General features: G+C 35.4%; 10 protein-coding genes. 6 read left to right on the forward strand and 4 right to left on the reverse strand.

The window, feature by feature from the left end:
• Nucleotides 1–100 precede the first annotated feature (100 nt).
• The 4 genes from jag to rpmH form a co-directional block, all read right to left on the reverse strand.
• Entirely contained in the window at nt 101–718 is a 618-nt protein-coding gene (jag, locus tag FOT98_RS01160) for an RNA-binding cell elongation regulator Jag/EloR (RefSeq protein ID WP_088027411.1), read from the reverse strand.
• Nucleotides 715–1,482 (reverse strand): YidC family membrane integrase SpoIIIJ, encoded by a 768-nt coding sequence (gene spoIIIJ / locus FOT98_RS01165; RefSeq protein ID WP_061679591.1) that lies wholly within the window; start codon nt 1,480–1,482, stop codon nt 715–717. The genes jag and spoIIIJ overlap by 4 nt, the downstream gene beginning before the upstream one ends.
• A gap of 52 nt (nt 1,483–1,534) precedes the next feature.
• Nucleotides 1,535–1,882, reverse strand: a complete 348-nt coding sequence (gene rnpA, locus FOT98_RS01170) for a ribonuclease P protein component (RefSeq protein ID WP_000750813.1) — start codon at nt 1,880–1,882, stop codon at nt 1,535–1,537.
• Nucleotides 1,883–1,958: 76 nt separating this feature from the next.
• A complete protein-coding gene (gene rpmH / locus FOT98_RS01175; protein ID WP_000831901.1) occupies nt 1,959–2,093 on the reverse strand; it encodes a 50S ribosomal protein L34 in 135 nt (44 codons plus the stop codon).
• A 565-nt stretch (nt 2,094–2,658) separates the two neighbouring features.
• On the opposite strand from rpmH, the gene dnaA reads away from it, so the two are divergent.
• The 6 genes from dnaA (at nt 2,659) to gyrA (ending at nt 11,318) form a co-directional block, all read left to right on the forward strand.
• A complete protein-coding gene (gene dnaA / locus FOT98_RS01180) occupies nt 2,659–3,999 on the forward strand; it encodes a chromosomal replication initiator protein DnaA (RefSeq protein WP_016085337.1) in 1,341 nt (446 codons plus the stop codon).
• A gap of 178 nt (nt 4,000–4,177) precedes the next feature.
• Nucleotides 4,178–5,317 (forward strand): DNA polymerase III subunit beta, encoded by a 1,140-nt coding sequence (gene dnaN, locus FOT98_RS01185; protein WP_001212888.1) that lies wholly within the window; start codon nt 4,178–4,180, stop codon nt 5,315–5,317.
• A gap of 127 nt (nt 5,318–5,444) precedes the next feature.
• Nucleotides 5,445–5,657, forward strand: a complete 213-nt coding sequence (gene yaaA / locus FOT98_RS01190; RefSeq protein WP_000821366.1) for a S4 domain-containing protein YaaA — start codon at nt 5,445–5,447, stop codon at nt 5,655–5,657.
• A 12-nt stretch (nt 5,658–5,669) separates the two neighbouring features.
• A complete protein-coding gene (recF, locus tag FOT98_RS01195) occupies nt 5,670–6,797 on the forward strand; it encodes a DNA replication/repair protein RecF (RefSeq protein ID WP_000470743.1) in 1,128 nt (375 codons plus the stop codon).
• A gap of 38 nt (nt 6,798–6,835) precedes the next feature.
• Nucleotides 6,836–8,758 carry a DNA topoisomerase (ATP-hydrolyzing) subunit B gene (gyrB, locus tag FOT98_RS01200; protein WP_061679590.1) on the forward strand — a complete coding sequence of 641 codons (1,923 nt, stop codon included), beginning with the start codon at nt 6,836–6,838 and terminating at the stop codon, nt 8,756–8,758.
• 88 nt (nt 8,759–8,846) lie between these two features.
• A complete protein-coding gene (gene gyrA, locus FOT98_RS01205) occupies nt 8,847–11,318 on the forward strand; it encodes a DNA gyrase subunit A (protein ID WP_001282859.1) in 2,472 nt (823 codons plus the stop codon).
• The last annotated feature ends 240 nt before the right edge of the window (nt 11,319–11,558 follow it).

Here is an 11,558-nt window from a genome sequence, read left to right on the forward strand (position 1 = left end):
AAAAAACACTAAACTTATTCACAGTGGATAAGTTTAGTGTTTTTTAGTTATCCACACCTATTTTCCGCTCAAAAAAACCGGCACTCAATTGAGTAACCGGTCACTTGGAAGATATTACAACATGTCGATGTGGTTCTTTCCCTTCAGAAGTTGTAATGATATTTTGATGATTAGATAATGCTTGATGGATAATCTTTCGTTCAAAAGATGGCATAGGCTCCAACACAACCCTTTTTTTCGTATTTACTACTTGTTTTGCTAATCGATAAGAAAGGGCCTCTAATGTACCTTTTCTTTTACTACGATAATTTTCAGCATCTAGTGTGATGCCAATATACTGTTTCGTATTACGATTCGCCACAAGTTTTGTTAAATACTGCAAAGAATTCAAGGTGTTTCCTCTTTTCCCAATCAAAACACCTATATTTTCGCCAGAAATTGTAAATTCAACTTCGCGTCCTTTTACAATTTTACTAATCTCAGCTTCCACACCCATATCGTGAATCACATTTTTTAAATATTCTTCACATTCTTGAATCGGATCTTTCTTCAATACAACTTCTACTATTGCAGGTCGATTCCCAAATAAACCTAGGAACCCTCTTTTACCTTCATCGATAATATTTATATCTACTCGGTCTTTTGAAACATTTAATTGTCTTAAAGCATCTTGTACTGCCAGCTCGACTGTTTGTCCTTTAGCAGTAATTACACTCACTTGCTTGATCCTCCTGCCTTACTAGCCTTAATTTCTGGCCCCTTGATCAAGTACATTTGAGCGATACCAAAGATATTACCAACAACCCAGTAAAGTGATAATGCAGCTGGGAAGTTAATTGCAAAGACTAAAATCATAATTGGCATAAGCCAAATCATCATTGCCATTTGCGGATTTTGACCAGCTGTTCCTGCCATTGCAAGCTTTTGCTGAATAAATGTCGTAATTGCCGCAACAACCGGTAAGATATAGAACGGATCTGCCTGCCCTAAGTCGAACCATAAGAATGTATGCTTACTAATTTCTGCTGTTCTCATAATCGCATGGTAAAAAGCGAATAAAATAGGCATCTGAACAAAGATTGGTAAACATCCTGCTAATGGATTTACACCATTTTTTTGATATAACTGCATCATTTCTTGTTGTAGTTTTTGCTGTGTTGCTTGATCTTTAGAACTATATTTCTCTTTTAACTTCACCATTTCTGGTTGTAACGCTTGCATTGCTTTCGTACTCTTCGTTTGTTTAATCATTAATGGTAATAATGCAAAACGAATGATAAGCGTTGTAACGACGATTGCTAAACCATAATTACTACCAAATAAGTTGGCAAAATACGTAATTAACTGAGAAAGCGGATATACGAAATATTCATTCCAAATTCCAGTACTTTTCGGCGTAATCGGCTGATTCACTTCACTACAGCCAGTAGCAATTGCCATTAATGCAATAACCATGGCTAGTAAACCTATTTTCTTTTTCAAAGCCTGCTCCTCCTTGTTTCGGTATGTATATAGTGTAATTCATTTCCTTACGCTACTTTTTTATTCTTTTCATACCAGAGCGTTTAAAGACATGAATTAAGCTTTTCTTTAATTCTTCATATGTCATCTCTGCACAAGGCTTCCTTGCTATTATAACAAAATCTTTTCCAGAATCTATCTCATCTTTTAATTCTGTGATTGACTGGCGAATCATACGTTTAATTCGGTTACGCACTACTGCATTTCCTATTTTTTTGCTGACAGAAAGACCAATACGAAAGTTTGGCTGCTCTGCCTTATCTAGTTGATAGACAACAAGCTGACGATTCGCATTCGATTTTCCTTTTTGAAAAACCGTCTGGAATTCATCATTCTTTTTTATACGATGTGTTTTCTTCATATCAATTGACACTCCTGTAGTTCATCAGTGGAAATTCACTATTATTAGAAAAAAAGACCACTGAACGATCAGTGGTCTACGCAGATAATACTTTTCTTCCTTTACGACGACGAGCTGCTAGCACTTTACGTCCGTTCGCTGTGCTCATACGGCTGCGGAAACCATGTACTTTGCTGCGCTTACGTTTATTTGGTTGGTAAGTTCTTTTCATTATATGACACCTCCCTGAGGAATATCTGTTAAAGACAGTCCTATAAATTATAGTTAATCAACTAGGAAAATGTCAATGGTTCTCGAAATTTTCATCAAATATTCATTTTGAACCTATTCACATACTTTTTCACAGACCCTATATTTCCTTGTGGATAAATGTTTTTTCTTGTTTTTTATATCCACAAATCTTTTTCGCACTTTTACACAGTATATCGTGTTGTGGACAAGTTTATTCCACAAGGTATTGATTTTGTGGATAACTTTCTGAAATTCATTGCTATAGCTACTTTTTTTTGATATTATAGTTGTGTTTTCACTTTGAATAAGTTTTCCACATCTTTATCTTATCCACAATTTGTGTATAACATGTGGACAGTTTTAATCACATGTGGGTAAATGATTATCCACATTTGCTTTTTTTGTCGAAAACCCTATCTCATATACAAACGACGTTTTTAGGTTTTAAAATACGTTTCGTATAAATATACATTTTATATTTATTTAGGTTGTACATTTGTTGCGCAACCTTATTCTTTTACCATCTTAGTAAAGGAGGGACACCTTTGGAAAACATCTCTGATTTATGGAACAGTGCCTTAAAAGAACTAGAAAAAAAGGTCAGTAAGCCAAGTTATGAAACATGGTTAAAGTCAACAACCGCGCATAATTTAAAGAAAGACGTATTAACAATTACGGCTCCAAATGAATTCGCTCGTGATTGGTTAGAATCTCATTATTCAGAGCTAATTTCGGAAACACTTTACGATTTAACGGGGGCAAAATTAGCTATTCGCTTTATTATTCCCCAAAGTCAAGCTGAAGAGGAGATTGATCTTCCTCCTTCTAAACCAAATTCAGCACAAGATGATTCTAATCATTTACCGCAGAGCATGCTAAATCCAAAATATACGTTTGATACATTTGTTATTGGCTCTGGTAATCGTTTTGCTCACGCTGCTTCATTGGCCGTAGCCGAAGCGCCAGCTAAAGCATATAATCCCCTCTTTATTTACGGGGGAGTTGGACTCGGAAAGACCCATTTAATGCATGCAATTGGTCATTATGTAATTGAACATAACCCAAACGCGAAGGTTGTATATTTATCATCAGAAAAATTTACAAATGAATTCATTAATTCTATTCGTGATAATAAAGCGGTCGATTTTCGTAATAAATACCGTAATGTAGATGTTTTATTGATAGATGATATTCAATTTCTAGCAGGAAAAGAACAAACTCAAGAAGAGTTTTTCCATACATTCAATGCATTACACGAAGAAAGTAAACAAATTGTAATTTCAAGTGATCGGCCACCAAAAGAAATTCCAACTTTAGAAGACCGTCTTCGTTCTCGCTTTGAATGGGGACTCATTACGGATATTACGCCACCAGATTTAGAAACACGAATTGCAATTTTACGTAAAAAAGCAAAGGCTGAAGGACTCGATATACCAAATGAGGTTATGCTTTATATTGCAAATCAAATTGATTCAAATATTCGTGAACTAGAAGGTGCACTCATCCGAGTTGTAGCCTATTCATCTTTAATTAACAAAGATATTAATGCTGATTTGGCAGCTGAAGCACTTAAAGATATTATTCCAAATTCTAAACCAAAAATTATCTCCATTTATGATATTCAAAAGGCTGTTGGGGATGTTTATCAAATAAAATTAGAAGATTTCAAGGCGAAAAAGCGAACAAAATCAGTTGCTTTCCCTCGCCAAATTGCAATGTATTTATCACGCGAACTTACAGACTCCTCCTTACCTAAAATAGGTGAAGAATTTGGTGGACGTGATCATACAACAGTTATCCATGCACATGAAAAAATTTCTAAGCTGCTTAAAACGGATACGCAATTACAAAAGCAAGTTGAAGAAATTAACGATATTTTAAAGTAGTAGCTGAATAGTGTGAATAACTTACCTTGTTTTACGCACAGTCTATCCACATGTAGATAGACTGTTTTTACATCCTTTAACGGGGTTATCCACATATCCACAAGCCCTATTACTATTACTACTATTTTTTATCTTTATTAATTAAATAAAATCTTATACTTACCGGAGGTTTTTCTTTATGCGTTTTACAATACAAAAAGACTATCTTGTAAGAAGTGTACAAGATGTAATGAAGGCTGTTTCTTCTCGTACAACAATTCCGATCCTTACAGGAATTAAAATTGTCGCTACGGAAGAAGGCGTTACGTTAACAGGAAGCGATGCTGATATTTCAATTGAATCCTTTATCCCAGTTGAAGACGATGGAAAAGAAATCGTAGAAGTAGCGCAATCAGGAAGTATTATTTTACAAGCAAAATATTTTAGTGAGATTGTAAAAAAATTACCTAAAGAGACTGTCGAAATTTCTGTGGAAAATCATTTTATGACAAAAATAACTTCTGGAAAATCAGAGTTTAATTTAAATGGTTTAGATTCTGCTGAATATCCATTGTTACCACAAATTGAAGAACATCATGTTTTTAAGATTCCAACAGATTTACTGAAACATATGATCAGACAAACGGTATTTGCAGTTTCCACTTCTGAAACAAGACCGATCTTGACAGGTGTAAACTGGAAAGTATATAACAGCGAACTAACTTGTATTGCTACAGATAGCCACAGGTTAGCTCTTCGAAAAGCAAAAATCGAAGGAATCGCAGATGAATTTCAAGCGAATGTTGTTATTCCAGGTAAAAGCTTAAATGAATTAAGCAAAATTCTAGATGAGTCTGAAGAAATGGTAGATATCGTTATTACGGAGTATCAAGTATTATTCCGTACAAAGCATTTATTATTCTTCTCAAGATTGTTAGAAGGGAATTACCCTGATACAACTCGTTTAATTCCAGCGGAAAGTAAAACAGATATTTTTGTAAATACAAAAGAATTTTTACAAGCAATTGATCGTGCATCTCTATTAGCAAGGGATGGTCGTAATAATGTTGTGAAATTATCAACTTTAGAACAAGAAATGCTAGAAATTTCTTCGAATTCACCAGAAATCGGGAAAGTAGTAGAAGAAGTTCAATGTGAAAAAGTAGATGGGGAAGAATTAAAAATATCTTTTAGTGCAAAATATATGATGGATGCACTAAAAGCTTTAGATAGTACTGAAATTAAAATTAGCTTTACTGGCGCAATGAGACCATTCTTAATTCGCACAGTAAATGATGAGTCCATTATTCAATTAATTTTACCGGTTCGTACTTACTAAGTAAGAAGTAAGGGTTGCTAGTTTTCAGATACTAGTAGCCCTTATTTGATTTTTGGGTATTACTTTCCTAATGTTAGTTTATTTAGTACAATGAAAGAATGAACACTTTCAGAAAGTGAGCGATTTTATGAAACGTATTAAAATTTCAACAGAGTATATTACACTAGGACAATTTTTAAAGTTAGCCGATGTAATTGATACAGGTGGCGCTGTAAAATGGTTTTTACAAGAATATGAAGTGTACGTGAATCAAGAACTTGAAAATAGAAGAGGTCGCAAATTATATGCGAACGATATTATTGAAATTCCAGGAAGCGGAAGTTTCCAAGTTCAGGCATAAAGGGGGAGCCCTTTGTTTATTTCAGAAATACAGTTAAAAAACTATCGCAATTATGAAAAGTTAGAGCTTTCCTTTGAAGATAAAGTGAATGTGATTATCGGTGAAAACGCGCAAGGGAAAACGAATTTGATGGAAGCTATTTACGTTTTAGCGATGGCGAAATCTCATAGAACCTCTAATGATCGCGAGCTTATCCGTTGGGATGAAGATTTCGGTCAAATTAAAGGGAAATTACAAAAGAGAAATAGTTCTTTGTCTTTGGAATTAAATATTTCGAAAAAAGGTAAAAAGGCAAAATTAAATCAACTTGAACAACAAAAATTGAGTCAATATATTGGCATGATGAATGTTGTCATGTTTGCCCCAGAAGATTTAAATCTTGTAAAAGGAAGCCCTCAAGTAAGAAGACGCTTTTTAGATATGGAATTAGGACAAATAGCCCCAGTTTATTTGTATGAATTGAGTCAATATCAAAAGGTGCTCACGCAACGAAATCACTTGCTGAAAAAAATGCAAGGGAATAGTAAGAATGAGGAAACGATGTTGGATGTATTTACACTTCAGCTTATTGAGCATGGTGCAAAAATATTGCAAAAACGGTTTGAGTTTTTGCATTTACTACAAGAATGGGCAGCTCCAATTCATCGCGGTATAAGCCGTGGATTAGAAGAATTAGAAATTGTCTATAAACCAAGTGTAGATGTATCAGAATCAATGGATTTGTCGAAAATAAAAGAAGTATACTATGAAAATTTTCAATCTGTGAAACAACGTGAGATTTTCCGTGGTACGACTTTAATTGGTCCTCATCGTGATGATTTACAATTCTTCGTTAATAGTAAAAATGTTCAAGTCTTTGGTTCGCAAGGACAACAACGAACGACCGCACTGTCCCTAAAATTAGCTGAAATTGAATTGATTTACTCAGAAGTTAAGGAATATCCGATTCTTTTATTGGATGATGTATTATCAGAATTAGATGATTATCGTCAATCGCATCTGTTAAATACAATTCAAGGAAAAGTGCAAACATTTGTGACAACGACGAGTGTCGACGGAATTGAACACGAAACATTAAAAGAAGCGAAAACAATTCATGTAACGAACGGCACGGTAGATTGTGAAATAGATAGGGCGTAATCCCTATTTAAATGGAAAAGTAGGTGATCTTTGTGTCAATGGAACAAAAGCAAATGGAAGAAAACTCATATGATGAAAGTCAGATACAGGTACTTGAAGGATTAGAAGCGGTTCGAAAACGCCCTGGGATGTATATTGGATCTACGAGCGGAAAAGGACTTCACCATCTTGTTTGGGAAATCGTCGATAATAGTATTGATGAAGCACTTGCAGGGTATTGTGATGAAATTAACGTTAGTATCGAAGAAGATAATAGTATTCTTGTAACGGATAATGGACGTGGTATTCCAGTTGGTATACAAGAAAAAATGGGACGTCCTGCTGTAGAAGTTATAATGACTGTTCTCCATGCTGGTGGTAAGTTTGGCGGTGGCGGTTATAAAGTTTCTGGTGGTTTGCATGGTGTTGGGGCATCTGTAGTAAATGCTCTATCAACAGAACTAGAGGTATTTGTACATCGTGAAGGAAAAATCCATTATCAAAAATACGAACGAGGTATTCCGGTTGCGGATTTAAAAGTCATTGGTGATACAGATCAAACAGGGACGATAACTCGATTTAAACCAGATCCAGAAATTTTTCAGGAAACAATCGTATACGAATTTGATACGTTAGCAACTCGTATGCGCGAATTAGCATTTTTAAATCGTAATATTAAATTAACAATTGAAGATAAACGTGAACATAAACAGAAGAAAGAATTCCATTATGAAGGTGGAATTAAATCATATGTTGAACATTTAAATCGTTCAAAACAGCCAATTCATGAAGAACCTGTATATGTAGAAGGGTCAAAAGATGGCATTCAAGTTGAAGTCGCGCTTCAATATAACGAAGGATATACAAATCATATTTACTCATTTACAAATAATATCCATACGTATGAAGGCGGTACACATGAGGTAGGATTTAAAACAGCCTTAACTCGTGTGATCAACGATTATGGTCGTAAAAATAATATTTTAAAAGATGCGGATAGTAATTTAACTGGTGAAGATGTTCGTGAAGGTTTAACGGCAATTGTGTCAATTAAACATCCAAATCCGCAATTCGAAGGACAAACGAAGACGAAACTTGGAAATAGTGAAGCAAGAACGATTACAGAGTCAGTGTTCTCAGAGGCATTTGAAAAGTTCTTACTGGAAAATCCCAATGTTGCGCGTAAAATTATCGATAAAGGGACTATGGCAGCCCGTGCGCGTGTAGCGGCTAAAAAGGCTCGTGAGTTAACTCGCCGAAAGAGTGCTTTAGAAGTTTCAAGTTTACCAGGGAAATTAGCAGACTGTTCTTCTAAAGATCCAGCAATTAGTGAAATTTATATCGTAGAGGGTGACTCTGCGGGTGGTTCTGCGAAACAAGGGCGCGATCGTCATTTCCAAGCAATTTTACCATTGAAGGGTAAAATTATTAATGTTGAAAAGGCACGTTTAGATAAGATTTTATCAAATGATGAAGTTCGTACAATTATTACAGCGATCGGCACAAATATCGGCGGAGACTTCGATATTGAAAAAGCACGCTATCATAAAGTTATTATTATGACCGATGCCGATGTTGATGGTGCGCATATTCGTACCCTATTATTAACGTTCTTCTATCGTTATATGCGTCAAATAATTGAGTGTGGTTATATATATATCGCACAGCCACCTTTATTTAAAGTACAACAAGGTAAGAAAATTCAATATGCTTACAACGATAAGGAACTTGAAAAAATCTTAGCGGAATTACCAGCTCAACCTAAGCCAGGTATTCAGCGTTATAAAGGTCTAGGGGAAATGAATCCAACTCAGTTATGGGAGACGACAATGGACCCAGAAGTACGTTCATTACTTCAAGTCTCTCTTCAAGATGCAATTGAAGCGGATGAAACATTTGAAATTTTAATGGGAGATAAAGTAGAGCCACGTCGTAACTTTATCCAAGAAAATGCAAAATACGTGAAAAACCTTGATATTTAAATGGGTAATGACAGGAATCTAAGTATTCCTGTCTTCTACATATAAATCAATGTATGTGTAACGGAAATGTAAGAGGAGGTGCTCGTTGATGTCAGACAATCAACAACAAGCACGAATTCGAGAAATTAATATTAGTCATGAAATGCGTACTTCGTTTTTAGATTACGCAATGAGTGTTATCGTATCTCGTGCATTACCAGATGTTCGTGATGGATTAAAACCTGTGCATCGTAGGGTTTTATATGCGATGAATGATTTAGGAATTACAGCTGATAAAGCGTATAAGAAATCAGCGCGTATTGTCGGTGAAGTAATCGGTAAGTATCACCCTCACGGTGATTCAGCTGTTTACGAGACGATGGTACGTATGGCGCAAGATTTTAGTCAGCGTTATATGCTTGTTGATGGGCATGGTAACTTTGGTTCTGTTGATGGCGATTCAGCAGCAGCAATGCGTTATACAGAAGCAAGAATGTCTAAGATTTCTATGGAATTAATACGTGATATTTCAAAAAACACGATTGATTATCAAGATAACTATGATGGTTCTGAAAGAGAGCCAATTGTATTGCCGGCGCGTTTCCCTAATTTATTAGTGAACGGTACGACGGGTATTGCGGTTGGTATGGCAACAAATATCCCGCCGCATCAACTCGGTGAAGTAATCGATGGTGTATTGGCATTAAGCCATAATCCTGATATTACGATTGCGGAATTAATGGAGTTTATTCCAGGACCAGATTTTCCAACAGCAGGTTTAATTTTGGGACGAAGTGGGATTCGAAGAGCGTATGAAACAGGTAGAGGCTCTATTATGCTTCGAGCTAAAGTTGAAATTGAAGAAAAGTCAAATGGTAAACAATCTATTCTCGTAACTGAACTACCTTATCAAGTTAATAAGGCGCGATTAATTGAAAAAATCGCAGAATTAGTTCGTGACAAGAAAATTGAAGGTATTACGGATTTACGTGATGAGTCAGATCGAAACGGTATGCGTATTGTTATGGAAGTACGCCGTGATGCTAATGCCAATGTACTATTAAATAATCTATATAAACATACAGCACTTCAAACAAGTTTCGGTATTAATATGTTGTCTCTTGTAAATGGAGAGCCACAAGTATTGAATTTAAAACAAAATTTATATCATTACTTGGAGCATCAGAAGGTAGTAATTCGTCGACGTACTGCTTATGAATTAGAAAAAGCAGAGGCGCGTGCTCATATTTTAGAAGGATTAAGAATTGCTCTAGATCATCTTGATGAAGTTATTACGTTAATTCGTAGTTCGAAAACAGCAGATATTGCAAAGCAAGGCTTAATGGAACGTTTCGGTTTAAGTGAGAAACAAGCGCAAGCAATTTTAGATATGCGTCTGCAACGTTTAACAGGATTAGAACGTGAAAAAATTGAGCAAGAATATCAAGACTTAATGAAGTTAATCGCTGAATTAAAAGCAATCTTAGCAGATGAAGAGAAAGTTCTTGAGATTATTCGTGAAGAATTAACGGAAGTAAAAGAGCGCTTCAATGATAAGAGACGAACAGAAATTACAATTGGCGGCATGGAATTTATTGAAGATGAAGATTTGATTCCAGAGCAAAACATTGCTATTACGTTAACGCATAATGGTTATATTAAGAGGCTGCCAGCTTCTACGTACAAAACACAGAACCGTGGTGGACGTGGTGTACAAGGAATGGGAACGAATGATGACGATTTCGTAGAACATTTATTAACTACTTCTACGCATGATCACATTTTATTCTTTACTAATAAAGGGAAAGTATACCGTACGAAAGGATATGAAATCCCAGAGTATAGTCGTACAGCAAAAGGTATACCTATTATTAACTTATTAGGTGTAGATAAGGGTGAATGGATTAACGCCATTATTCCAATTCGTGAATTTGGTGACGATGAATTCTTATTCTTCACAACAAAACAAGGTATTTCTAAGAGAACGCCACTTTCATCATTTGCGAATATACGTACGAATGGTTTAATTGCAATCTCTCTTCGTGAAGAGGATGAAGTAATATCTGTGCGTTTAACATCTGGCGATAAGGATATTATTGTAGGAACAAGCAACGGTATGCTAATTCGCTTTAACGAGCAAGATGTACGTTCTATGGGACGTAACGCTGCCGGTGTAAAAGCAATTACATTAGGTGACGAAGATCAAGTTGTAGGCATGGAAATCGTCGAAGAGGATGTAAATGTTCTAATTGTAACCAAAAATGGTTATGGAAAACGTACACCAATTGATGAATACCGTCTACAAAGCCGTGGTGGTAAAGGTCTGAAGACTTGTAATATTACAGATAAAAACGGTAAGTTAGTAGCTGTTAAATCTGTAACAGGTGAAGAAGACATCATGTTAATTACGGCGGCGGGTGTTATTATTCGTATGCCAGTTGATCAAATCTCTCAAATGGGACGTAATACACAAGGTGTTCGTCTAATTCGTTTAGAGGATGAGCAAGAGGTAGCGACGGTAGCAAAAGCACAAAAAGATGAAGAAGAGGAATCTAATGAAGAGGTTTCTTCTGAAGAATAAGAGGGGGGATTTTTCCTCCTCTTATTTTTTTATAATAATACTTGCATAGCAATAGAAAACTCTATATAATAGGCAGAGTCAGCAAATGAGAGATACAAATTATCTTAAAAAACTTGTTGACGAAAATAATATACTATGATATATTATAAAAGTCGCTGAAACGCGATGTTGAACTTTGAAAACTAAACGAAACAAACAACGTGAAACGTCAATTTTTATTTTTAGATGCTAGACAAACTA

The sequence above is a fragment of the Bacillus sp. HY001 genome (assembly GCF_007558965.1).
In the GTDB taxonomy this organism is placed as follows: domain Bacteria; phylum Bacillota; class Bacilli; order Bacillales; family Bacillaceae_G; genus Bacillus_A; species Bacillus_A mobilis.